Genomic DNA, 23,758 nt, shown 5'->3' with positions numbered 1-23,758 from the left:
CGTCCGAATCGCCCGGGCTATTCGGGCTGTTCGGGCCGCCGGATCAGAGCGTCACATCCGTGCACTGGTAGAAGGCGTTGCCGGTGTCCGCGACGTCCCAGACCGCGAGGACCACGGCCCGGCCGCTGCGCCCGCCGGGGATCGTGCCGGTGTGGGAGACGACGGAGCCCGGCTGTACGCCGTTGTAGGGGACGGTCAGGAAGGGGGTGCTCTCCAACTGGGCCCGGGTGATCTTCTGACTGGGGGACCAGCTCGCCTTGGTGATGAAGTAGCGGAACGACGTGGTGGCGTGCCGCGCGGTGAGCTTCCAGGTGAAGGTCTTGCTTGAGCCGGAGGTCAGCTGGGAGGTCGGCCACGCGCCGCCACGCGGGTCGTCCAGTTCGGCGAAGCGGCTGTTGCCGCCCGCACACAGGGTGCCGTCGGCGGGACCGCGGGTGGGGAAACCCTTGGGGCCCTCGACGCTCTGCGGTTCCCATTGGATCTCGCCGCAGTTGGTGACGGTGCCGTTGGCGCAGTAGGCGGCCCGGCTGGGCGGGCTGGTGACCCACCCGTGGCCGCTGGCGGTGCCGGCCAGGATCAGGGGAACCGAGACGGCCGGTACGGCCATCGCCGTCAGGATGGTCCTTGTACGCATGGAACTCTCCTTGGGGACGAGTGAATGCGAAGGACGTTCGAACGGTCCGGGTCCGCGTCGCACGCCTCATTTCACCGCGTGTTCACATCCGTATTACGTTCCTCAAGTTAAGAGGTCCAGACCAATCGGTCAATGGTTCGGATGCCGATGCGGGCAACGAAGTCCCTTTTGATACAAGGTGGTTGGTGATCTTCGAGGGGATATCGGGGGGTTGGTGATCCCCGATGTCATCCGCGCCCGGCCGGTTGCCCGGACTCCGGTGCCAGCACCTCGAGTTCGGCCATCGCCCCGACGGTGATCTCCCGGGTCAACCGCTCGGCGGCGACCGCGTCTCCCTCGCGGATCGCCTCGGCGACCCGCACGTGCAGGGTGACGGCCGGCGGGTCCGGGTCGGGGAACATCACGTGGTGGTGGGTGCGTCCGCTCAGCACCTCGGCGACCACGTCTCCCAGGCGGGCGAACATCTCGTTGCCGGACGCGGTGAGGATCTCCCGGTGGAAGGCGATGTCGTGCACGAGGTACGCCGCCAACTGCCGACCGCGCGAGGTGGAAACCATGCCGAGCGCGTGCCCGGTCAGCGCGGCGCACTGGGTCGGCGTGGCGAACCGGGCGGCCAGCGCGGCGGCGGCGGGCTCGATCGCCGAGCGCAGTTCGGTCAGCGACCGCAGTTGGCGCGGACGGTCGGCGCCGGCCAGGCGCCAGCGGATCACGTACGGGTCGAAGACGTTCCACTGCTCGGGCGGGCGCACGGTGACCCCCACCCGCCGGCGCGACTCGACCAGTTGCATGGATTCCAGCACCCGCACGGCCTCGCGGACCACGGTGCGGGAGACCTCGAAGCGCTCTTCCAGCTCGTCGGTGCGGAGCACCGTGCCGGGCGGGTAAGCGCCGGCCGCGATGGCGGGCCCGAGGGATTCCAACACCTTCATATGCAAGCCCCGGCCCTCGTTCTCCATGGCGTCACCCTACTGGGCGGGGCCTGCCGGTAGGTGAGATTATGTATGACTTAATTGCATCGGGGGCTTGATTAAGTACTACCTATAGGTTTGGGTATGGGACGGCGCCCGAGCACGAGCCGGGCCGGCCGGGCCGAGACAGCGAGGTTTCGATGAGCGCACCCCACGTCGTGGTCGTCATGGGTGTGTCCGGCACGGGCAAGTCCACCGTCGGCCGCCTCCTGGCCGCCGAACTGCGGGTGCCCTACGCCGACGCGGACGACTTCCACCCGCCCGCCAACATCGCCAAGATGTCGGCCGGGATCCCGCTGGACGACGTGGACCGCGCACCCTGGCTGGACGCCATCGGCGACTGGCTCGGCGCGCACGCCGACACCGGAGGCGTGGTCGGCTGCTCGGCCCTCAAGCGCGCCTACCGCGACCGGCTGCGCCGCGCCGCGCCCGACGCGATCACCGTCCACCTCGCCGGTGACCGCGCCCTGATCGCCGAGCGGCTGCACGAGCGCACCGGCCACTTCATGCCGGAGACGCTGCTCGACTCGCAGTTCGCCGACCTGCAACCCCTGGAGCCGGACGAAGCGGGTGCGTCCCTCGACATCACGCCCGGCCCGTCCACCCTCACCGCCCAGGCCGTCGCCGCGCTGCGCCGGCTGGAGACACCACGCAATCCGGACACGCACCGGAATCCGAATCAGGGAACCCCATGAGCACCATCGACCTGCCGGCACTGGCGGCGGCTCCGGCCGCGCCGATCACCTCGGCCGGACACGCCCAACTGGGCCTGGCCGTCCTCGTCGGCATCGGCGTCATCGTCCTGCTGATCGGCAGCCTCAAGCTGCACGCCTTCCTCGCCCTCACCATCGGCTCGCTCGTCCTCGGCGCGGTCGCCGCCGCGCCGATGGACAAGACGATCGCGAGCTTCACCTCCGGACTCGGCTCCACCGTCGCGGGCGTGGGCGTACTGATCGCGCTCGGCGCGATCCTGGGCAAACTCCTCGCCGACTCCGGCGGCGCCGACCAGATCGTGGACACCATCCTGGCCAAGGCGAGCGATCGCACCATGCCGTGGGCGATGGCGCTGATCGCGGGCATCATCGGCCTGCCGCTGTTCTTCGAGGTCGGCGTGGTCCTGCTGATCCCGGTGGTGCTGCTCGTGGCCAAGCGCGGCAACCACTCGCTGATGCGGGTCGGCATCCCCGCCCTGGCCGGGCTGTCCGTCATGCACGGCCTGGTCCCGCCGCACCCCGGGCCACTGGCCGCGATCGACGCGATCCACGCCGACCTGGGCGTGGTGCTCGCACTCGGCGTGGTGGTCGCCATCCCGACGCTGGCCATCGCCGGTCCGCTGTTCGGCCGCTACGCCGCCCGCTGGGTGGACATCGCACCGCCGGAGCAGCTCACCCCGGAGCGGCCCTCGGAGGAGTTGGAGCGCCGGCCCAGCTTCGCCGTCACCGTGTCCACCGTGCTGCTGCCCGTCGTACTGATGCTCGGCAAGGCCCTGGTCGACATCGTCGTGGACGATCCCGCCGACCGGGTCCAGCGGGTCGCCGACGTGGTCGGCTCACCGCTGATCGCGCTGCTGTCCGCGGTGCTGGTGGCGATGTTCACCCTCGGCCGGGCGGCGGGCTTTCGCCGCGACCGGCTCGCGAGCACCGTCGAGAAGGCGCTGCTGCCGATCGCCGGGATCCTGCTCATCGTGGGCGCGGGCGGCGGCTTCAAGCAGACCCTGGTCGACGTGGGCGTGGGCCGGATGATCCTGGACATCTCCGAGGACTGGTCCATCTCGCCGCTGCTGTTGGCCTGGCTGATCGCGGTCGCCATCCGCCTGGCCACCGGATCCGCGACGGTGGCCACCATCTCGGCGGCCGGCCTGGTGGCACCGCTGGCGGCGGACATGAGCACCACGCACACCGCCCTGCTCGTGCTGGCCGTGGGCGCCGGGTCGCTGTTCTTCAGCCACCTCAACGACGCCGGGTTCTGGTTGGTCAAGGAGTACTTCGGGATGAACGTCGGTCAGACGATCAAGACCTGGTCCCTGATGGAGACGATCATCTCGGTGGTCGCGGGCGGCTTCGTGCTGTTGTTGTCGCTGGTGTTGTAGCCCGACGAAGGTCGTGGCGCGGCCCGACGATGGTCGTGTCGTGGCTCACCAAAGGTCTGGACCAATCGTCGAGTCGACGGACGCCGCCCGCGCCCCGGCGCCGGTCCACCAAAATCGCCCGGTCAGGCCGTAGGCTGCCGGTATGTCGGGTCCCCGGGATGCAGCTCGTGACGAGGACCGGGTGCGCGCCGCCGCCTTTCGACTGGTGGTCGCGGGCGGCGGCGCGGCGGTCGCGCCCGAACGGGTCGCCGCCGCGCTCGAACCGCCCGTGGCCGACCTCGGCCTCGTCGACGCCGACGACGTCCTGCTCGCCGCCGTGCACTGGTCGCACCGGCGCATCGCCCGGCGCTTCTTCGACCTCACCGCCGGCCGCTTCGGCCTGGCCGCGCTGCGCGAGGGCCTGACCGACCTGCTCCCGCTCGACGCGGACCGGGTCGACGAAACCGTCCTGGAACTGGCCGTGTGGCACCGGGCCCGGGTCAGCGCCAAGGTCGCCGAGAACAACCGGCGCGAACGCGAGGACCTGCGCGTGATCGTACGCGGCGTGCTGGCCGACGCCCGAGACGACGGCGAGCTCGTCGACGGCGTCGACGTGGACGCCGTCGCCGCCTGCCTGCTCGCGCTGATCGACGGATTGAGCGTGCACGTCCTGCTCTACCCCGATCACATGCCGGCCGAGACCGCGGCCCGCGCCCTCACCGCCGAACTGGACCGCATCACCCGGCCGGCCCCGCCCACCGACGATCGCTGAGCGGCCGGGCAGGCGCCGGAAATCCAGGTGAGCGAAGCACGCGGGGTCGGCTAACTTCCGGACATGGTCAATCCGGAGAAGCTGCTCATCGAGCGGCTGGCCCCGGCGTTCGCACAGGTCGCGGGTACGCCCGTCGATCCGTCGATACGCCGCGGCCGGCACGCGGACTTCCAGTGCGACGGGGCCCTGGGCCTGGGTCGACGACTGGGCCGCGACGCGCGTGAGGTCGCGGCCGACGTACTCCGACAGGCCCGACTCGACGACCTGTGCCCGACGGCCCGCGTCGCCGGACCCGGCTTCATCGAACTCGACCTCGACCCCGCCCGGCTCGGCACACTGCTCGCGCACATCGCCGCCGATCCCCGGCTCGGCGTGCCGCGCACCGGTCACCCCGAGACCGTCCTGGTCGACTACTCCGGCCCCAACACCGCCAAGGAGATGCACGTCGGCCACCTGCGCTCGACGATCATCGGCGACGCGGCCGTGCGGATCCTGGAGTGGCAGGGCCACACCGTGCTGCGGCGCAACCATCTCGGCGACTGGGGCACCCCGTTCGGCATGCTCATCGAGCACCTGCTCGACGTCGGCGAGGCCGAGGCCGCACACGAATTGTCCGTCGGCGACCTGACCGGCTTCTACCAGGCCGCCCGCCGCGCGTTCGACACCGACGAGGCGTTCCGGGAGCGCTCGCGCCGGCGGGTGGTCGCGCTCCAGGCGGGCGATCCGACCACGCTGCGTCTGTGGCACGTGCTGGTCGCCGGGTCCAAGGCGTACTTCACCACCGTCTACACCCGCCTGGGTGTGCGGCTCACCGAGGACGACTTCCTCGGCGAGAGCCACTACAACGACCGACTCCCGTCCGTGCTCGACGAGTTGGCCGAGGCCGGGCTGCTGCGCGAGAGCGAGGGCGCGCAGTGCGTCTTCCCCGACGGCTTCACCAACCGCGAGGGCGAGCCGCTGCCGCTGATCGTGCGCAAGAGCGACGGCGGCTTCAACTACGCCGCCACCGACCTGGCCGCCGTGCGCCGGCGTGTGCGCGAGGAGGGCGCGACTCGGCTGCTGTACGTCATCGGCGCGCCGCAGCGCGAGCATCTGGAGATGGTCTTCGCGACCGCCCGGTCCATGGGCTGGCTGACCGCGCCCACCCGGGTCGAACACGTGGACTTCGGCTACGTGTTGGGCGATGACGGCCGGATCCTGCGGACCCGGGCGGGCGCGTCGATCAAGCTGGTGGACCTGCTCGACGAGGCGGTGGCCCGGGCGCGGGCGGCGATCGCCGGGAAGAACCCGGACCTGGACGCGGAGACCCGGGCTCAGGTGGCCCGCGCGGTGGGCATCGGCGCGGTCAAGTACGGCGACCTGTCGGCGGATCGGCGCAAGGACTACCGTTTCGACTACGACCGGATGCTCGCCTTCGACGGCAACACCGCGCCGTATCTCCAGTACGCCCGGGTCCGGAGCCTGTCGATCCTGCGCCGAGCTGGCGTCGAGACGCCGGACCCGAGTGTCGTGCCGATCGTGCGCGAGCCGGCCGAACGGGAGTTGGCCCTGCGCCTGCTCGCGCTGCCCGAGGTGATCGAGGATGTGGGCGCGTCACTGGACTTCCACCGGCTCACGCAGTACCTGTTCGCCCTGGCCACCGCGTTCACCACGTTCTTCGAAAGGTGTCCGGTACTGCGCGCGGAGCCCGGGATCCGCGACTCCCGGCTGACCCTGTGCGACCTCACCGCCCGCGCCCTGGCGCTCGGCCTGGACCTGCTCGGCATCGAGGCGCCCGACCGCATGTAGTGCGCGCAGCGCGAAAGGGCCTTCCCGGCAAGGGAGTCGGCGGGGGTGGAGACCCGACTCCCCGACACCGGGAAGGCCCTGCTCACGCTGCCGGCAACCGCACCGGCGTCAACCCGGGTTCAGGAGCGGCGGCGCCGCACGCGCACCACGACCCCGCCCAGACCCGCCACACCGAGCAACCCGGCCGCGGCGAACGCGGTGGGCGCCACGCCGAACGGGTCGTCGCCGCTACCGGACCGCGCCGCACCCGGGTCGGTGGGCCCGAAGCCGCCCGCCAACCCCTTCGCGTCGTAGCCGGAACCGGGCAACTTGTCGGCGTACGCCCGGTGCACCCGCCGCTGGTAGGCCGCGACGGTGGTCCCGCCCGCGCCGATCGCGTGCTCGGCGTCGGCGTTGAGCGGCGACACCCGGTCGCCGGACTGTACGTACCAGGCATTGATCTGCGGCTCACGGAAGACCACCCCGCCGGGCGCCAACCGCGCCCCGGTGGCGACGTAGCGGGCCTCGTCGTCACCCTCGGCGATGTTGACCACCTGCGGGCCCTGCGCGGTGTCGGCCGTCCAGACCGACGCCCGGCGGCCGTCCGCGGCGACCGCCGTGCCGGCCAGGAACTCCCGCCGGGCGATCGGTACCGCCGCCGCGCCCGGTCGGGCCGCGACGAACTCCGGGGACAACATGTACACGGCGACCACGTCGCCGTCGATCCTGGGCGTCGCGTCGGGCGTCGCGAGCGCGCCGTCCCGGGCGAAGAACCTGGCCAGCGTGTCCAACGTCCCCGGCGCGGCGACCACGTCCCGGGCCGCGCTCACGCTCGCCGCGTCCGGCGCCGGCGGCGCGGGAACGGATGCGGCGTGCGCGGCCTGGGGAGTGAGCGTCACGGTGAGCGCCGCGGCCAGGGTGCCGGCCGCGAACAGACGCTTGATGGGGCCTGTGGTCATGGCGTCACGCTCCGATCCGGTAGAGCGAGTGGGTCCAGGAGAACTGGTTGTTGTTCACGTACCAGTTGTGCGACGCCCAGTTGTAGCGGGTGCTCGACGGCCACGGGTCGCCCCAGTAGACCCAGCTCTGCGCGGTGTCGTAGCCGTAGATCACGTGCATGTGCCCGCCGCCGGACGACCATTGGATCCGGGTCTCGATCGGCCGGTTGGCGTTGATCTCGGTCTGTACGGTGCTGTACTGGAGCCAACCGTTCACATAGGAGCCGGAGTTGATCCCGGCCCAGTCCAGCGCGTTCTGCACGTTGCCCAGGTTGGCCTGGGAGTTGGGGCACTCGGAGTTCTGGGATCGGCCGAATGCCGCGTTGCAGAACTGGTTCTGGCTGTAGCCGCGGCCGTACCAGGTCGCGATCGTGTTGCCGGCTCCCGCCCAGCACCAGTTGCTCTTCTGCTGGGCCTGCATGGTGATGTTCAGCCGCTTGGCGCCGAGCGCGACCGGCGCCGCGACGTCGGTCGCGACGGAGGCGGAAGCGGAGCCGGCGGTGGAGGCGGCGGCGGAAGCCGCCGACGGCACCGTGAACAGCGCGGAGAGCAGGGCGACCACGGCGAGGGTCGCCGCGGCACCGCGCCGACCGGACGCGGGGCCCGTGCGTGGGGACGTTCGAGTCATGGCGTTCCTTCCGTAACGGAGGGACGGGGGGGTGGAACGTGGCGCGCGTCCGGACGCTGCAAGGTGGAGCATCGGGTGTTGTCGTGCTGTCTTTCAAGACGCTTCAATGCGGGGTGAAGCGGTGGTGTGAACGTCTCGACCGGCGTGTGAACGACGTACGACCGGTCGACCGGGACACCTCGGCCGGGACCGCCGGCCCCGACCGGACGGCCGTGAACGTTCACAAGGGAGGCGAGCGATGTCGCGGACCGATACCCGACCCGATCCGGTCGAGGCGGAACTGGCGAGGGCGTTGCGCGCGGGCCCGTTCCATCTGGCGTTGCGCGCGGCACTGGCCGCGCGCGGCCTCGCCCTGCACCGCGTGCAACACCGGCTGGCCCAGCGCGGCGTACACGTCGGGGTGACCAGTCTCAGCTACTGGCAACAGGGCGCCCGGCGCCCGCAGCGCGCCGAATCGTTGCGCGCCGTACGGGCGTTGGAGGAAGTCCTGGAGTTGCCGCCGCGTGCGCTGACCCGGCTGCTCGAACCGCCGACCGGCGAGCGCACCGCGTCCCGGCCGTATCGCGCGGTGGTCGAGGAGTCCGGCTCGCTGGGGCGGTTGCTCACCGATCTGGAGTCCCCGGCCGACGGCGGACTGCACACCGTCTGCCAGTTGGAGCGGGTGCGGGTCGGCCCGGCGCGCGAACTCCAGGGCCGCGCCTCGCAACACGTGGTGCGCGCGCACCGCGACGGGGTGGACCGCTATCTCGCCATCCACGTCGGCGACCCGGGCTGCGCGCCCGAGCGGGTACGGGTGCGGGCGAACGAGAACTGCCGGGTGGGCCGGGTGCGGTGGAGCGCCGATTCGGCTGTCCTGGTCGCGGAGTTGTTGTTCGACGCGCGGCTGCGGGCGGGTGACACCTACGTGTTCGGCTACGGCTTCGAGGACGGCACTGGCGGACCGAGCAAGGAGTACGTCCGCGGATTCACCTTCCCCTGCGGGCAGTACGTGCTCCAGGTGCGCTTCGACCCGGCCGCACTGCCGGTGCACTGCCGCCGCTTCACGCAGAGCACGGCGACCGCACCGCGCGCCGGCCGACGCGACCTGACCCTGAACGGCCGCCACTGCATCGTCCACCTGGCCGAACAGGACGTCGGCCCGGGTCTGCTCGGGATCGGCTGGGACTGGACCTGAGCGGCGGCCCGGCGTACGCCTCGGGGCGGATTCGGCGCCTCGGCCGCAGGCCCATAGCATGTGGCGGGCATGCCGGAGCACTTCACGCAGAAGGAGCACCACGTGCGAGAGATCGCCGTGTTCAGTGGTAGCGCACACCCCGAGTTGGCCGCCCAGGTCTGCGCGCAGCTGGGTGTCCCGCTCAGCCCCACCCGGGTGAACAGATTCGCGAACGACTGCCTCGAGGTGCAGCTTCAGGCCAACTGCCGTGAGCACGACGTCTTCCTGATCCAGCCGCTGGTCGCCCCCGTGCAGGAGAACCTGGTCGAGCTGCTGCTGATGTGCGACGCCGCGCGCGGCGCCTCGGCGGGTCGGATCACCGTGGTCATGCCGCACTACGCGTACGCACGTTCGGACAAGAAGGACGCGCCGCGCATCTCGATCGGCGGCCGGTTGGTCGCCGATCTCATGGTCGCATCGGGGGCGAGCCGGGTGCTGGCGATGACCCTGCACTCGCCGCAGGTGCACGGGTTCTTCTCGGTCCCGGTCGACCACCTGCACGCGCTGCGCGAGTTGGCCGCCCACTTCCGCCGGTACGACCTGTCCAACACCACCGTGGTCTCCCCCGACCTGGGCAACGCCAAGGAGGCCGCGGCCTTCGCCCGGATGCTCGGCGCCCAGGTCGCCGCCGGGGCCAAACAACGGTTCGCCGACGACCGGGTGGCGATCAGCTCGGTGATCGGCGAGATCACCGGCCGTGACGTGATCGTCCTGGACGACGAGATCGCCAAGGGCAGCACCGTCCTGGAACTCCTGGAGCGGTTGCGCGAGTTGGGCGCCCGCTCGATCCGCGTCGCGTGTACCCACGGGCTGTTCGCGGCGGGCGCGCTCAAGCGCCTGTCCGATCAGTCCGACGTGCTCGAAATCGTCTGTACGAACACCGTCCCGATCCCCGCGGAGGAACACACGGACAAGCTCCGGGTGCTGTCCATCGCCCCCGCCCTGGCCGAGGCGGTACGCCGCATCCACAACGGGGAGAGCGTCAGCGCGCTGTTCGACATGTGACGGTGGCGCCGAACCCGCTCAGGTGAGCTTCAGGTCCGTGGTGATCCGGTCGGTGCGGACCAGCGCCTGTTCGGCGCGGACGTCGGTCATGAACACGAACGGCGGGATGATCGGCGGCAGCGGCAGGCCGTCGGCCGCGAAGTCGAGGCACAGCAGGCCCTCGATGCAGCCGTGCAGCCTGGTCAGGTAGATCCGCACGTGCCCGTCCAGGTCGAGCCGCGTGGTGTCGATGCGCATCCCCGGTCCGGCGCCGTCCCGGGTGGACAGGCGATAGTCGCGCAGGCGGGCCGAGTCCATGGTCAACACCAGTACGCGCAGCGGCCCGCGCGCGGTGTCGAGGGTGGTCACCCCGGCCAGGGCGAAGCCGACCGGGGCAAAGAAGCTCGCGGTGATCGCCGGGGGTGCGGCGCCGACGACGATGCGCTCGGCCGGCGGCGCGGCGGTGATGGCGGTGGCGGTGGTCCGGCCACCGCCGTGCACCACCGCTCCGGCCCGGTTCTCGCCCGGTCCGAGGATGGACGCGACGACCAGCAGGGGCGACAACACGGCCATCGTCACCGTCTCGCCGCCGGCGGACACCCGGTTCGGCCGCCACGCGACGCCCATCGCGCTGCCGAGCACGCCGAGCAGCATGCCGAGCAGGAAGCCGCCGAGGTTGGCCGCCACGAACGACGAGATCGAGACGATCATCGCGAAGATCCCGACGAAGTGCCGGTGTCGGGCCGCGAACCACATGAACAGCCCGGCGACGATCAGGATCACCCCGATCGCCAGGCTCGCGATGCCGGCGATCCCCAGGCTGATCATCACCGGAAGCGGGGACAGCGGGACGGCCAGGATCTCCAGGCCGCCCGCGATCAGATACACCCCGCTCCAGAACGGCCGAGTGCGCCGCCATCGGCGCACCACCCGCCGCTCGGCCCGAAACGGCAGGTACCGGTCCAACCTCGATCTGGGCTCCATGTCGTTCCGTCCTCCGGAGGTGACGTGCGAGCGCGAGCGGCAGCGGCGGTGGGATCGGAATCAGAAGCAGCCTGCGCCGTCGAGGCTCACCCCGACGCGCAGGCCCCGGAGGTTGAACGTGCCGCCGGTGGCCGACCACGCGTGCGAACGCACGCCGGCCACCGAGACGTCGCCCGCCTGGAGGCCGAACGTGCCGCGCTCGCCCTGCGCACCGGGCACCTTGTCCAGGGTGGACGCGTCGCGGCCGATCTCCACGGTGCCGAACTGCGCGTCGCCGACCAGGTCTTCGGCGCTGATGATCAGGTTCTTCGCGGTCACCGCCCCCGCGTCGCCGCCGGCGGTGAGCTTGAACGTGATCGTCCCCAGCGGGGTTTTGACCTTGGCCGACTGGCAGATGTCGCTCAGCGTCGCGTCGCCGACGGCGAGCATCGAGACCGGGTGTCCCCTGCCGTCGAGTGAGGTGTTGGTGCTCACGTAGGACGACAGGCCGGCGCTGCTCAGCTTGCCCGAACTCACCTGGAAGCTGGTCCCGGACACCGCGAACGAGGCGGCGAGGGCGCCCTGTGCCATGGCCAGCGTGAGGACGCCGACCACGCCGAAACCCACCGCGCCGAGCGCCGCCGCGCGCCGCCAACTCGTGCCGCCCTCGTCGGCCTCCGCCGACGGGCCGCCCGTACCGAGGTCGCGTTCCGATGCCGAGCCGTTTCGTGCGGACACTGTGTTCCCCTCTCGTGGGACCGGGCCGTTCACGAGTCGCCGAGACACCACGCACGCACGCGAGTGGGCCGGGACGCGTCGCGGGACATCGGGGCGGGGCAGCGGGGCGGGGCCGGATTTCGGTGCCGCGGGGCGATGCCGTGGGACGCGGAGCGGAGCTGCCTTCGACGCTGTGCGTATATTCCGTGCCGGGCCCGAGAGTAGGCGCTGTTTTGAATAAAAGTCAACGGACTTTCGGGAACTTTCCGGCGTCCTCCTCAAGCGCCGAACGGGCTGTGATGTGGGACCGGGTGGTGGAGTGGCGGCGTAGGGCCAGGGTGGCCAGGATGCCGATGGCCATCCCCCCGGCGGTGAGCAGGACGACCACGAACTCACCGTCTGCGGTGGCCGTTCGCAGCGCGGCGCCGGACTTGCCGTCGGTGCCGATGTCGGCGATGGCGGTGAACACCGCGAGGCCGATGGCGTTGCCGAGGTTGAGGGTGGTGGAGGCGATGCCGTTGGCGACGCCCTGCTCGGCGGGAGCGGTACCGGTGGCCGCGGCGATCCACATGGCGGTCCAGACGATGCCCTGCCCGATGCCGGAGACCACGAGTCCGGGTACGAGCAGGCCATAGCCGGCACCCTCGTCGAAGCCGACGGCGAGTACGGCGGTACCGATGGCGCCGATCACGAAGCCGATGATCAGCGTTCGGCGATTGCCGAACCGGGTGGCCAGGCGCTCGCCGAGTTGGGTGCCGGCGGCGATGGCGACCGAGGGGATCAGGAAGGCGAGTCCGCTCTCCAGCGCGCTGTAGCCGTGCACGCTCTGCAGCAGCACGGTGAGGAAGTAGGGCAGCACGCCGAAGGTGGCCATGTAGATGAACGTGATGCCCATCCCGACGGTGAGGCTGCGATTGCGGAACAACCGGAACGGCATCAGCGGGTCTCGCGTGCGCGCCTCGACGGCGGCGAACGCCACGAGCAGCAGTACGGCCAGGACGAACGCGCCGACGACCCACGGGCTGCCCCAGCCCAGTTCGGGACCCTCGACCAGGGCGGCGACCAGGAGGGTGGACCCGCCGGTGACGCCGAGCGCGCCGGGCAGGTCGAACGGGCGGCGGATACCCCGGGCCGGGTCGCGGGGGATGACGAACAGCGCGGCGAGCGCGGCCAGTCCGGCGAGCGGAACGTTGACGAAGAACACCGCGGGCCAGCCGAAGTTCTCGGTCAGCACACCGCCGAGCAGGGCGCCGATGGTCAGCCCGCTCGCGCCCGCGCCACCCCACACCGCGAGAGCTCGATTGCGCTTCGGGCCCTCCTCGAACAGGGTGTTGATCAGCGACAGGGTGGCCGGCAGCAGCAGTGCGCCGCCGATGCCCTGGATCGCGCGCGCCACGATGATCGTGCCGGAGTCGGGCGCGAGGCCGCCCGCCAGCGAGGACAGCGCGTAGACGAGCAGGGCCGTCACGAAGGTCCGGCGTCGGCCGAGCAGGTCCGCGGCGCGCCCGCCGACCAGCAGGAAGCCGCCGGCGAAGACGACATACGCGCTGACCACCAACTGCTGGGTCTGTCCGGGGAAGCCGAGGTCGTCGCCGATCTCGGGCAACGCGACGAACACGATGTTGAGGTCGAGGGCGTAGATCAGCTGCGCGAGGGCCAACAGGGCCAACGTCCAGCCGAGGTGTCGCCCACCGGCGGCGGCCCTCGGCGGTGTCGGCGCGGAGAGAGTGGACATGCGGATACGCCCCTTCGTGGGTTGGGCGGGTCGGGTCGCGGGGTGGTTCCGGCATTCGACGGGCGGGGTCGCCCGGCCGAAGCCAACCGTACGAATGATTGCGTACAGTCGGACTGTTCGGCAAGGCCCCGGCTCGCGAGAACCGCCGCCACGGGACCAGGCGGGACCACATCGGCGCAGGTCATCCGGCTTGTCCGCAGGGATTGTTCGAATGTCGCGGTACAGTGGGAAGATGAGCTACCGTCACCCCGACCGTGATCAGATCCGGATCGAGAGCGTCCTGTCGGCACTCGGCAACCCGCTGCGACTCGGCGCGGTGCGGGTGCTCGACGCGGGCGGGGAACACAACTGCGGCAGCGTGCTCGCCGTGCTGGGCGTGACCGCGAAGTCGACGATGACGCACCACTGGCGCGTATTGCGGGACAGCGGCGTGATCACCCAGGAGCCCTCCGGTCGGGAGAACCTGCTCTCGCTGCGCCGGGCCGACCTCGACGCCCGCTACCCGGGCCTGCTCGACGCGATCCTGAGCGGCGCCCGCACCGACGCCGACGAGTAGGCCCCGGCTCCCTCGCCCGGGGCCACCGCGAACGGCGCAACGCGTGGTGTCCGATGTGCGTCGGTCGGGTACTACCACCGGTCTCCGGTATCACGGCGAGAGAAGTGTGCGATGGAGATCGGTACGAAGGTCAGGGCGATCACGGCACTCGGCGGCGGACTTCGCCAGGAAGTGCCCGCGGACGCCGAGGGCTGGGTGGTGGCCAACCGGTTCGGCGGCGAGATCGAGGTCGCCTTCACCCTCCCGGGTCTGCTCGGCGGCACCCGTACGGTCAACGTCCCCGTGGACCCGATCCACGTGGCACCGGTCTGAGCGGCGTCAGGGCACCCCGAGGCGCCGGGATCAGGCGGGGTCGCGCACCGCCCGGCGCGCACGCGGGGCTCACATCGTCGCGACGCGTCGGACGATGTCGCCGAGCACGATGTGTTCGCTGACCATGACGCCGTCGAACCCGGCGTCCTCCGCCTCGACCGCCATGCGGACCAGGGCGGGCAGGTCGCGGGAGTCGGTCAGGGTCCAGTTCTCGCTGAGCACGAGGATCGTGCGGGGCGCGGGCATGGCGGTCCTTACGTCGGGCATGGGGCATTCGGGCAAGGTGCGTCGGGACGGGTCAGGCCGAGTACACGATCCGGCCGTCGAACACGGTGAGCGCAACCGGCAGTTCGGCGATCTCGTGCGGGGTCGCCGTGGTGAGGTCGCCGGCCAGGACGCAGATGTCGGCGACCTTGCCGACCTCCAGGGAGCCCTTCCAGTCCTCGGCGAAGTCCTGGCGCGCGGCGTTGATCGTGTATGCGCGCACCGCCGTGGCCAGGTCCACACACTGTTCGGGGCCGCTGGGTTTGCCGGTCGCCTTCGACTCGCGCAGCATCATCGCGGACACCCCTCGGCGCCAATCGGGGTGGGTGATCGGCGCGTCGGAACTCGCGGTGACCGCGATGCCGGCCTGCACCGCGCTGCGCACCGGCCACTGGTAGGCGGAGCGTTCGGGGCCGACCACGCCGTCCATCAGGTCGGCGATCGTCCATTTGATCGCCGGGTTCATGTTCACCCCCCAGCCGTGCTCGGCGAGGGTGCGCAGGCTGCGCGGGGTGCAGAAGTCGCCGTGGATGACGTAGTGCCGCTCGTCCTCGCGCGGGTGCGCGGCGGCGGCCTCCGTGAACGCCTCGACGAGGGCGTCGATCGCCTGATCGCCGGTGACGTGCACGCCGATCTGGTGGCCCGCCGCGTGGGCGTGGCGCACGATGGTGCGCAGTTCGTCCACGCGCAGCGCGTCGGTGGAGCCGTGCATGCACAGGCAGCCGTTGCCGCCGCCGACGTACTCCTCGTGCATCCACGCGGTCCGGCTCGGCGGTATCCCGTCCGCGAAGACCTTGACCCCGAGCACCCGCAGGAGCCGGGGGTCCACGTCGCCGATGCCCTCGGGAAGCGGTGCGGCAAGGCGTTCGGGCAGCACGTCGGCGGCCTCGCCCATGGCCAGCGGCAGCAGCAGCACGCTGACCCGTGCGTCGAGTTCGCCGCTGCGCGCCAGGTCGGCGTAGACCGCCAGGGTCTCTGCGCCGGCCGCGCCGAGGAAGAGCGAGCCGCCGCCGGGGCCCAGGCCCGGCTCGGTGAAACCGGTGATGCCCTCGGCGTGACAGATGGCCACCGCCGCGCGGATCGCCCGTTCCCGATCGGCCCGGGTCATCGGCGGTACGGCCGCGTTGACCAGGTTCTGCGCGCCCTCGCGGAGCAGGCCGGTGGGTTCGCCGTCGGGATCGAGTTCGATGATGCCGCCGGGCGGGGCGACGGTGTGCCGGTCGATGCCCGCCAGTTCGAGGGCGCGGCTGTTGAGCCAGGCGGTGTGTCCGGTGAACTCGTAGAGCAGGACCGGGCGATCGTGCACCACGGCGTCCAGGTCCCGGCGATGCGGCGTACGCGGGCCGGAGCCGCCGGCCGCCGGCGGCCCGCACTCGGCGAGGTAGCCGACGTCCCAGCCGTTCCCGATCACCCAGGCGTTCGGTGGCAGGGTCGCCGCGTGTCGGGCGACGGCGGCGGTGATGTCGGCGATCGAGCCGACGGCGGGATGGGACACGTCGACCGCGAGCGGCGGGCGGGTGGCGCCGAACGCGCACGCGTGCAGATGCGAGTCGTCGATGCCGGGCAGCGCACTGCGGCCGGCCAGGTCGATCACCGTCGTGTCCGGGCCGATCAGCGGCCGGATCTCGGCGTCCGAACCGACCGCGACGATCCGGCCGGCCCGGACGGCGAGCGCCTCGGCGATGGTGAACGCGGCATCCACGGTGAGTACCCGACCATTGATCATGACGAGATCGGCGCCGACCGACATGGAGGTCTCCTAACCCGATATTATTTGAGGCCAAACGATATGGATCGAACCCGGCCGCCACAAGACCTCGGGCCGGATCGACGGAAGGAGAGCTCCGGTGCGTGCCCTGATCATTCGCCACGACCACCCCTCACACGCCGGATTCGTCGGCGTGCGACTGGCCGAACGCGGCTTCGAGTCGCACGACGTGACCGTCGTCCCCGACGAACGTTTCCACTCCCCCGACGTCCGGTTCGCCTTCCCGAGCCCGACCGACTTCGACGTGATCGTGGTGCTCGGCGCGCCGTGGTCGGTCTACGACACGGCGACGATAGGCACCTGGGTGGGCGACGAACTCGATCTGCTGCGCGAGGCGGTCGCGGCGGACGTCCCGGTCCTGGGTATCTGCTTCGGCGCCCAGGCGCTGAGCGCGGCACTCGGCGGCACGGTCGAGCCGGCCCCGAAGTACGAACTCGGGTGGCACCGGATCGAGACCGACGATGCGAACCTGATCGCCGCCGGACCCTGGTACCAGTGGCACTTCGACCGCTTCACCGTGCCGCCGGGCGGCCGGGAGATCGCCCGCTCGACGGTCGGGCCCCAGGCGTACGTCGTCGGCCGCTCGATGGGCGTGCAGTTCCATCCGGAGGTCACCCCGGACATCGCGGCCGCGTGGTTGGCCCACGGCGGTACCGACCAGGCCGCCGAACTCGGCCTGGATGTCGAGGATTTGCGGCGGAGCGAGGCGGGTGCGCGGGAGCGGGCCGCCGCGCTGGTGGACGCGTTCCTGACGGAGGTCGCCAAGCTCTGAGCAACGGGCGTCCCGAACGCCTCTCGGCGAACACCCGGGGTCGGGTGCTCGCCGAGAGGCGTCCTCGGGCGTGGGCCCGCGTCCCGGAGACCTGCTCGGGACGCGGGCCGGTGGCCTACTGCTGCTTGCGGCGCCTCCGCGCCCCGGCGCGGATCAGCACGAAGCCGATTCCGGTGAGGGCTGCGGCCAGCGCCGCGAGCAGGACCGGGGACAGGCCGACGCCGGTGCCCGGGAGCGGCTTGGGCGTGGGCGCGGGCGGGGACGGCAACAGCGCGGGCGGTGTCGACGGCCCGGTCGGCCGGGTGGGCTTGATGGGCTTCGTCGGCTCGGGCGACTCCGTCGGCGGTACGACCGGCGTCGTGGGCGGACCGGTGGTCGGCGGACCCGTGCTCGGCGGACACGTGGTCGGCGGCTGCGTCGTGGGCGGCGCGGTCGTCGGCGGCACCGTCGTGGGCGGCACCGTGGTCGGCGGCACGGTTGTGGGCGGCACCGTCGTAGGCGGCGCAGTGGTCGGCGGCACAGTCGTCGGAGGCACCGTCGTAGGCGGAGCAGTAGTAGGCGGCACCGTCGTAGGCGGCACCTCCCGGTGGCTGTTCGTCACCGTCACCGCCGCCTGGCTCCCTACCTGCACCACCCCCGGCGGCGTGCTCGGATCGGTGTCCACGATCGTCACGTCGGTGTTCGGCGGCCGGTTCACCTCGTCGACCGTGCAGCGCGCACCGGCCGGCACCGTGATGGTCCGGCTCTGGTCGGCGGTCAGCGTGAACCGCGCATCGCCGGCGGGCAGCACGATCGGCAGTTCGCCTCCGTCCGAGTCACGCGCGACGCACTCGACGGTGATCGTGTACCGACCGTCGCCACCCGTGCCCGCCACCCGCTTGGTGACCATGAGCTGCGCGGCGTCGAAGGTGTTGACGGCGGTGATCGTCACCGGCTTGTCGCTGCCGATCGTCACCGCCTTGTCCGGGGTGTCGTGATCCACGACCACCGACGTCGCCCCGCCGGTGCGCGATTCGGTCGCCCGGCAGCGGGTCCCGGTGGGCAGCGGGTAGCCGAGGTCAACCTCACGTTGTCCCGCGCCGTCGAAGGTGTACGGGCGCCGGTCGACCAGGGTCTGTACCCGCCCGTCACCGGTGTCCAGGACACAGGTCAGGAGCAGCGTGTACTCCCGGCCGGCGGCGAACCCGGCGCCGGGGCCGGTCACCTGCTTGGCCAGGCGCAACTTCCCGGTGGAGAAGGTGTTGACCGCGTCGATCACCACGTTCGGCGCGTCCTTGGTGACGATCACCGCGTCGGCGTGGTTGCCGTGGTCGATGGTCACCTCGGCGGCGCCCCCGGTCGCCGTCTCCTCGGCCCAGCAGCGGGCGCCGATCGGCAGGTCGGGGATGTGCAGGCTCGCGCCGGCCTTCAGTTCGTAGCGTTTGCGGATCACGAAGGCCACGGCCGGCGATCCGCCGTCGCCCTCCGCCTCCCGGATGCAGGTGACCCGGAAGCCGAAGACCGCGTCGCGGACGTACGGCGCGTCGGCCGGCGCGCCGGCGACCCGCTTGTTCAGCGTCAGCGATCCGGTGGAGAAGGTGTTGGTGAAGTCCACCACGACGGTGTCGGCCTGGTCCTTGCCGGGCCGGATGGTGATCGGGCCGGCCGGCGGCGGTGCCTGGTCGGCGCCGGCCGGGTCCGCCTCGGTGACGACGCACTCGGCGCCGGCCGGGAGGTCGTCGAGCGATCCGGTCAGGTCCGGTGCCTTGAGCGCGAGGGTACGGATCACCGCGTCGGCTTTGCCGTTGAACGAGCAGGCCACGTGGAAGCGGAAGGTGCGGTCGGCGAACGTGCTCCCGGGGCCCTCGATCCGCTTGACCACGCGCAGCGAGCCGGTCGGGAAGTCGTTGGCGACGGTCAGGCTCGCGGTCCTGCCCGGAACCGAGTCGACCACCGCCGTGTCGGACGCTGCGCCGACCGAGTCGCCGGCCGTGACGGTCACGCCGCCGGCTCCGCCGCCCACCGGCTCGGTCGCGGTGCACCGCGCGCCGGTGGGCAGTTCGTCGAGCGTCTGCAAACCGGCGCCCGCGAAGACCAGGTCCTTGGGGAAGCCGGTCAACGGCTGCCCGGCCAGGGTGCAGTCGACCCGGACGGTGAACGGTCCGGAGCCGACCTCGCCGGCGGCGGCGCCGGTGACGGTCTTGGCGACGCGCAGGCTCGCCTTCTTGTACTCGTTGGTGATCACCAGGTGTTGGCCCTCCTCGTCGGGCCGGGCCGGGGTGATCACCGCCTGTAGCGCGTTGGCCTCACCGAGGTCGACGCTGTGCGCGCCGGCCGAATCGGTCTCCCACACCCGGCAGTTCGCGCCGGCGGGCACGCCGACCAGGGCCATCGGGGTGTACGGGGTGATCTCCCACGTGCCCTCGCGCACCACCTGTGGCGTGCCGCCGGCGGGGGTGACGGTGCACTGGTAGGCGACCGTGTACGGGCCGGGCGGCAGGCCCTCGGGCAGGCCGACCACGGCCTTGTCCACCCGCAGGTTGCCGAAGCGCATCCCGATGCCGACCTTCGGCGGTTCGGTGACCGGGAGTTCCTCGGCGGCGCCGTTGCGCACCACGGTCTCCGAGTGGGCGAACGAGTTCCAGGCGATCGCGGGGTCGCCGGGCTCCCGCAGGTCCGTCGGCGCGGACATCGGCAGCCGGACCAGGATCTCGCCGCCGGGGGCGAGCAGCGGGTCGAACGCGACGCCCATCTCCACGCCGGTGGCGTCCGGGGTGAGGGTGGGCTGCCAGTTGCCCGGGGCGCAGGGGCGGCTCGGGGTCGCGATGGTGGTACCGCACGGGCTCGCGACGGTGGAGTAGCGGGTGGTCAGCGCGCCCGGCCCGACCAGTTCGGGGGCTCCGGTCAGCAGCGGGCGCGGGACCCATTCGGTGCCGCGCTGCTGGTTGCCGAGCAGTACGCCGGTGTCGCCCCGGTAGGGGAAGACGTCGAGGAGGCGGACCTCGCGGCCCGGCTCGGTGCCGGTGTTCACCGCGCGGATCAGGTATTCGAAGCGTTGTCCGGGCAGGACGAGCGCGGTGCACGGGTACTGCGTGTAGGTGACGCCGGCGCGCTTGAACAGCGGGCAGGCGGGCGAGTCGAGCGGGACGTAGGTGTGGGTGACCGAGTTGTACAGGCCGAGCGTCGGGTCGCCGGTCACCCACTTGGATGCCTCGAACGCGGTGCCGGGCAGGGTGGTGACCTCGGCGCGGGAGGTGCAGTAGGTGCCCCGGCCGAAGTTGGCCAGGTCGTCCACGGCGGTACCCTCGCGGGCCGAGCCCGGTGCGCAGTCCAGGTCGGGACGCCGGTCGGAGCCGGCGCCGGCGATGTTCTGGATCACCGAGTCGCCGGGCACGCCGGGCGCGAGCCGGACCTGGAAGGTGATCTTCAGCTCGGCGCCCGGCAGCAGGTCGGTGCCGGTGAAGCGCCAGATCACCTTGGTGATGCGTCCGGTGCCGTCGCGCTGCGGTTCGTACGTGGGCACCGGCGGCGGGGTGGTGCCGGGGCCGGTCGCGGTGACCCGGAAGGGCATGCCGCCGGGGCCGGCGAAGGATTCGTCGAAGCGCAGCAGGTCGGGGATCGGGTCGGCGACCACCGGATCGGGCACCACGCCGGTGCCGGTGTTGCGCACGGTGATGGTGAACGGGGCGGTCTCCCCGGGTCCGATCCGCGAGTCGGGGGTCTTGGTGACCGCGAGTTGCGCGGTGCCCTCCTGGAGGGTGAGCGTCGCGGTGCTGTCGCCGAACGGGAAGAGCGCGGCGGGTTGTTGCAGCCGGCTCTCGCCCGCCGCCGAGGCGGTGTCCGCGAGCGTGTCCGGTACAGGGGTGCCGGGCGCGGAGCGCAGCGCGGAGCGGGCGGCCACCTTCAGGCAGACCGTGGCCTGCGGACAGGGCCCGTCGGCGGGGTAGTTGGACCGGGGCACGAGGTCGTAGTCGCCCCGGGACGAGGTGAAGGTGAAGCGCAGGCCGCGCACGTCGGCGGCGGCGACCCCGCCGGGCAGGCCGGGGGTGTTGCTGCCGGTCGTGGTACCGGTGATCCAGGTCGCGCCGGGCTCGGCGCAGGCGGTGGTACAGGCGTCCACCCGGACCTGGTCGGCACCGGGCGGGAAGCTCACCCCGGCGATCCACAGCAGGTCGGCGGCGTCGAAGAAGTCGGCGTCGTTGTCGGTGACCACGAGTTGCTTCAGGTTGATGTTGCCGGTGTTCTCGGCCCGGATCCGCAGGTCCACCTCCTGGGTCGGCACTCCGGGCAGGGGCCGCGCGACGGTGGAGGGGGCCAGGCTCTTCTGCACCGAGCCGCCGGTTCTGGCGGGGGCGGTCGTGGTGTTCTCACTGGTGCAGGCGGGGCCGCCGATGGGGGTGCCGGCGGAGCCGATCTGCATGCAGTTGTGGATCTGCGCTCCGTCCGGGACGCTGTCGCGGCGTTCCACGGTGACGTTCAGGATGATTCGGCCGCGCGAGGGCAGGTCGCCCTCGACGCGGGCGCGCACCCCCCGGGCCCGGGCGAGCAGGGCGGCGTCGCTCTCGACGTAGGGCACCCACGCCGAGGCGGCGGGATCGTACACCTCCAGCACGATCGGCAGGCCGTACGGGTAGCGGTAGGCGACGCTCAGCGAGGTCAGCCGGGCGATGTCGAAGACGGTGCCGGTCGCGGTGGGGTCCGGCGGGTCGGTGATCGAGGGCCGGTCCATCGCGCCGTTGCCCTCGTTGGCCAGGTCCAGGGTGAACGTCACCGGGGTGCCGGGCGGCAGTTCGGCTTGGTCGACGCTCTTGCTCTGCCGGATGTCGGTCCGGGGCGATTCGAGCGGCAGCGCCGTACAGGCCGTGGACGAACCCGCGCCGGAGCCGTCCACGGGGTTGGTCGCGCCGGCGTCGGCGCAGTTCGCCACGCCGTCGCGGGCGTCGGATTCGTCGACCCGGGCGTTGAGCGTGCCGTGCAGGGCCAGGCCGCCGGTCGCGTTGGGCACGATGGTGCCGTGTCCGGCGGCGTCCGTGCCGGTGTAGGTGATCGAGACCCGACTCGGCGGACTGCCGTTCGGGCAGCCGGTGTTCGGCAATACCTGCTGGTCCGGCGGCCGGGTCAGCGCGACCGGGCTCGGGGTGCTGCCGTCGCGGCAGGTGACGGTGAGCGTCGCGGCGACCGCACCGCGCGGGAACTCGACCCGGAGCTTGGTGACGTCGACCTTGTCGAACTCGCTCACGGCGGAGCCGGACGGCTCGGTGATGGTCAGCGACGCGACCGGGAAGGAGGCGGTGTTGCCGGCGCCGACGACCATGGTCACCGGTGCGCGGGTGCCGAGCACGGCGGCGCCGTCGGCGACGAAGTCGCCGTTGGTGTCGGAGAAGAACTCCTTGGTCGCGGTGACCGTGGCGATGTTCGGCAGGATGTCGAAGTCGGCGCAGGCCGGGGCGCCGGTCACACTGCCCGCGATCGGGTCCTGGGCGGTGGTGCCGGCGCAGTTGTGGATCGTCGTGCGGGTGGCCGGAGCCGGCGGGTCACCGGTCGAGCGGACCGTGTCCCGCAGGGCGAGCCGCATCGGCACCTGGCCGCCGGTGGGGTCGTAGGGCAGCGCGGAGCCGGACCCGTTGGTGAACTCCAGGCGCACACCGGTGACCCTGCCCGGCTCGACACCGGGGGGCAGCGGTACATCGGGGCCGGCGGTGAGCGGTCCGGCGACGTACTCGGCGTCGGTACACGGGGTACCGATCGGCTTCGTGCAGACCAGGACCCGCACCCGGTCGGCGCCGGCCGGGAAGCGGTCCACGGGGCCGACCCCGACCAGGTCGAAATTGTCGAAGCCGGCGGGGGTGGTGTCCTCGACGGTGAGTCGGGTGACCTGGGCGGAGGTGGACGACGCGTTGCGCACGCCGAGGGTGATGGTGCTCTGCGCGTGCGACTGGGCCACGGCGGAGCCGTCGGCCCAGCGTTTGGTGGTGATCGGGCGAACCTCGCGCGGGATGTGCACGGTGACGTCCGCGCTTGCCTCGGCCAGGTCGGCGTTGTCCGCCTTGATCGTGGCGGTGTTGGTGATTCGCGTGCCGTCCTCGAACGTGGTCTCCCTGGGCACCCGCAGGCCGATGGCGAGGTTGCGACTGGCACCGGCGGGCAGGCCGGTGCTGCCGGCCGGCGCGGGCGGGCTGGGCAGCGGCTCGGCGAAAGTGATCACCAGCCGGCGGGTGGCCGGGTCGTAGCTCACGGTCCGGGTGTCGGTGGTCATCGGCAGCGAGGTGACGTCGAACCCGGCCGGGAGCACGTCCTCGACCACCGCGCCGACACAGGAGGTGGTCAACGACGAGCAACCGGCCGTCAGTTCGTAGGAGAAGACCGCGCCGGGCTCCAGGGGCATGGTTGCCCCGGTCACCTTCTTCTGGATGCCCACGACGGCGTCGGCCGCGGCGGCCTTGCGGGCCGCGGGCCGCGTACGCCCGTCGTCGGCGGCCGACGCGCCGTCCCACGAGGGGAGCGCGAACAGGCCGGCGACCATGGCCGTGACCAGGATGAGGCAGGCGACGCTCAGCCTCGGGTGTACGCGCATGCGTTTCCTCGCGGGGTTACGGCACTCCATGGGATCAGGCGGTCACATTATGTGACAGATGATCATCATTTGTGCGCATTGATCAC

18 protein-coding genes and 1 pseudogene are annotated in these 23,758 nt (G+C 71.9%); 9 read left to right on the top strand and 10 right to left on the bottom strand.

Translation table 11 applies throughout. The features are described 5' to 3' along the window. Positions 1 to 43: 43 nt before the first annotated feature. Entirely contained in the window at positions 44 to 634 is a 591-nt protein-coding gene (locus ACH4XV_RS34540) for a lytic polysaccharide monooxygenase (RefSeq protein ID WP_395796271.1), read from the bottom strand. Positions 635 to 861: 227 nt separating this feature from the next. Further along, the gene (locus ACH4XV_RS34535) at positions 862 to 1,590 is read right to left on the bottom strand and encodes a FadR/GntR family transcriptional regulator (RefSeq protein WP_395796270.1); all 729 of its coding nucleotides are present in this window, start codon (positions 1,588 to 1,590) and stop codon (positions 862 to 864) included. A 152-nt stretch (positions 1,591 to 1,742) separates the two neighbouring features. On the opposite strand from ACH4XV_RS34535, the gene ACH4XV_RS34530 reads away from it, so the two are divergent. The 4 genes from ACH4XV_RS34530 to argS all read left to right on the top strand — a co-directional run bounded on the left by ACH4XV_RS34530 (position 1,743) and on the right by argS (position 6,230). Further along, positions 1,743 to 2,297 (top strand): gluconokinase, encoded by a 555-nt coding sequence (locus ACH4XV_RS34530; RefSeq protein WP_395796269.1) that lies wholly within the window; start codon positions 1,743 to 1,745, stop codon positions 2,295 to 2,297. Further along, entirely contained in the window at positions 2,294 to 3,691 is a 1,398-nt protein-coding gene (locus tag ACH4XV_RS34525) for a gluconate:H+ symporter (protein ID WP_380034895.1), read from the top strand. The genes ACH4XV_RS34530 and ACH4XV_RS34525 overlap by 4 nt, the downstream gene beginning before the upstream one ends. A gap of 142 nt (positions 3,692 to 3,833) precedes the next feature. Then, the gene (locus ACH4XV_RS34520) at positions 3,834 to 4,442 is read left to right on the top strand and encodes a TetR family transcriptional regulator C-terminal domain-containing protein (RefSeq protein ID WP_395796268.1); all 609 of its coding nucleotides are present in this window, start codon (positions 3,834 to 3,836) and stop codon (positions 4,440 to 4,442) included. A 63-nt stretch (positions 4,443 to 4,505) separates the two neighbouring features. Next, positions 4,506 to 6,230 (top strand): arginine--tRNA ligase, encoded by a 1,725-nt coding sequence (gene argS, locus ACH4XV_RS34515; RefSeq protein WP_395796267.1) that lies wholly within the window; start codon positions 4,506 to 4,508, stop codon positions 6,228 to 6,230. 119 nt (positions 6,231 to 6,349) lie between these two features. Here argS and ACH4XV_RS34510 read toward each other — a convergent pair whose 3' ends face one another. Together ACH4XV_RS34510 and ACH4XV_RS34505 are read right to left on the bottom strand one after the other, a co-directional pair. Beyond that, the gene (locus ACH4XV_RS34510) at positions 6,350 to 7,168 is read right to left on the bottom strand and encodes a hypothetical protein (RefSeq protein WP_395796266.1); all 819 of its coding nucleotides are present in this window, start codon (positions 7,166 to 7,168) and stop codon (positions 6,350 to 6,352) included. A 4-nt stretch (positions 7,169 to 7,172) separates the two neighbouring features. Then, entirely contained in the window at positions 7,173 to 7,835 is a 663-nt protein-coding gene (locus tag ACH4XV_RS34505) for a papain-like cysteine protease family protein (RefSeq protein WP_395796265.1), read from the bottom strand. Between the two features lie 238 nt (positions 7,836 to 8,073). On the opposite strand from ACH4XV_RS34505, the gene ACH4XV_RS34500 reads away from it, so the two are divergent. Both ACH4XV_RS34500 and ACH4XV_RS34495 read left to right on the top strand, forming a co-directional pair. Then, on the top strand, positions 8,074 to 9,009 hold the full coding sequence (locus ACH4XV_RS34500) for a hypothetical protein (protein ID WP_395796264.1): 936 nt from the start codon (positions 8,074 to 8,076) through the stop codon (positions 9,007 to 9,009). Positions 9,010 to 9,111: 102 nt separating this feature from the next. Next, on the top strand, positions 9,112 to 10,053 hold the full coding sequence (locus ACH4XV_RS34495; protein WP_395796263.1) for a ribose-phosphate diphosphokinase: 942 nt from the start codon (positions 9,112 to 9,114) through the stop codon (positions 10,051 to 10,053). An 18-nt stretch (positions 10,054 to 10,071) separates the two neighbouring features. Here the strand turns inward: ACH4XV_RS34495 and ACH4XV_RS34490 are convergent, their stop codons facing one another. The 3 genes from ACH4XV_RS34490 to ACH4XV_RS34480 form a co-directional block, all read right to left on the bottom strand. After that, complete coding sequence (locus ACH4XV_RS34490) at positions 10,072 to 11,016, bottom strand: DUF6114 domain-containing protein (protein WP_395796262.1); 945 nt, start codon at positions 11,014 to 11,016, stop codon at positions 10,072 to 10,074. 60 nt (positions 11,017 to 11,076) lie between these two features. Continuing rightward, a complete protein-coding gene (locus tag ACH4XV_RS34485) occupies positions 11,077 to 11,733 on the bottom strand; it encodes a DUF6230 family protein (RefSeq protein WP_395796261.1) in 657 nt (218 codons plus the stop codon). 223 nt (positions 11,734 to 11,956) lie between these two features. Next, the gene (locus ACH4XV_RS34480) at positions 11,957 to 13,447 is read right to left on the bottom strand and encodes an MFS transporter (RefSeq protein WP_395796260.1); all 1,491 of its coding nucleotides are present in this window, start codon (positions 13,445 to 13,447) and stop codon (positions 11,957 to 11,959) included. A gap of 232 nt (positions 13,448 to 13,679) precedes the next feature. On the opposite strand from ACH4XV_RS34480, the gene ACH4XV_RS34475 reads away from it, so the two are divergent. Further along, a complete protein-coding gene (locus ACH4XV_RS34475) occupies positions 13,680 to 14,003 on the top strand; it encodes an ArsR/SmtB family transcription factor (RefSeq protein ID WP_380007287.1) in 324 nt (107 codons plus the stop codon). A gap of 111 nt (positions 14,004 to 14,114) precedes the next feature. Further along, positions 14,115 to 14,315 carry a hypothetical protein gene (locus ACH4XV_RS34470; RefSeq protein WP_380007291.1) on the top strand — a complete coding sequence of 67 codons (201 nt, stop codon included), beginning with the start codon at positions 14,115 to 14,117 and terminating at the stop codon, positions 14,313 to 14,315. Positions 14,316 to 14,414: 99 nt separating this feature from the next. Here the strand turns inward: ACH4XV_RS34470 and ACH4XV_RS34465 are convergent. Further along, positions 14,415 to 14,582, bottom strand: a pseudogene (locus ACH4XV_RS34465) (F420-dependent oxidoreductase); the annotation flags it as partial. Positions 14,583 to 14,613: 31 nt separating this feature from the next. Continuing rightward, positions 14,614 to 16,329 carry an amidohydrolase gene (locus ACH4XV_RS34460; protein ID WP_395796259.1) on the bottom strand — a complete coding sequence of 572 codons (1,716 nt, stop codon included), beginning with the start codon at positions 16,327 to 16,329 and terminating at the stop codon, positions 14,614 to 14,616. A gap of 97 nt (positions 16,330 to 16,426) precedes the next feature. On the opposite strand from ACH4XV_RS34460, the gene ACH4XV_RS34455 reads away from it, so the two are divergent. Further along, the gene (locus ACH4XV_RS34455; protein WP_395796258.1) at positions 16,427 to 17,119 is read left to right on the top strand and encodes a type 1 glutamine amidotransferase; all 693 of its coding nucleotides are present in this window, start codon (positions 16,427 to 16,429) and stop codon (positions 17,117 to 17,119) included. Positions 17,120 to 17,234: 115 nt separating this feature from the next. Here ACH4XV_RS34455 and ACH4XV_RS34450 read toward each other — a convergent pair whose 3' ends face one another. Continuing rightward, the gene (locus ACH4XV_RS34450) at positions 17,235 to 23,672 is read right to left on the bottom strand and encodes a DUF5979 domain-containing protein (RefSeq protein ID WP_395796257.1); all 6,438 of its coding nucleotides are present in this window, start codon (positions 23,670 to 23,672) and stop codon (positions 17,235 to 17,237) included. Between the last annotated feature and the right edge of the window lie 86 nt (positions 23,673 to 23,758).

Source organism: Embleya sp. NPDC020630, assembly GCF_044334985.1.
Classification (GTDB): domain Bacteria; phylum Actinomycetota; class Actinomycetes; order Streptomycetales; family Streptomycetaceae; genus Embleya.
Note: the sequence above shows the minus strand (reverse complement) of the source record. Positions and strands in the feature narration are given on the sequence as shown.